A 250-nucleotide genomic window follows, 5' to 3' on the forward strand; every position below is an offset into this window, starting at 1 on the left:
GCGCTCGTGTTCGGCGCGGCGGGCATTCGCCTGCTGACTTCGCGCGTGTGATGCATGAACCGGCTTGCGCGGGCATCGGCGCATTCGGGTGATTCGGCGTTTGCGTTTTTGATGCGACTGCCGGCGGCGGTGCTCATCGAGCAGGAAAAGCGCGGCTCGCCGTTCTGGGTCGTGACGACCGTGCACGCGTTCTACAACCTCATCGCGCTGTTCGCACTTTCGCAGCTCGTGTAGCGGATTTGCCGCATCT

1 protein-coding gene is annotated in these 250 nt (G+C 63.6%); it reads left to right on the forward strand.

Annotated features, from left to right (window positions below; genetic code table 11):
* Positions 1-108 precede the first annotated feature (108 nt).
* Positions 109-234 carry a hypothetical protein gene (locus NCR93_RS31970; RefSeq protein WP_284507457.1) on the forward strand — a complete coding sequence of 42 codons (126 nt, stop codon included), beginning with the start codon at positions 109-111 and terminating at the stop codon, positions 232-234.
* The last annotated feature ends 16 nt before the right edge of the window (positions 235-250 follow it).

It is taken from the genome of Caballeronia sp. ATUFL_F1_KS39, assembly GCF_023630985.1.
Lineage (GTDB): Bacteria > Pseudomonadota > Gammaproteobacteria > Burkholderiales > Burkholderiaceae > Caballeronia > Caballeronia zhejiangensis.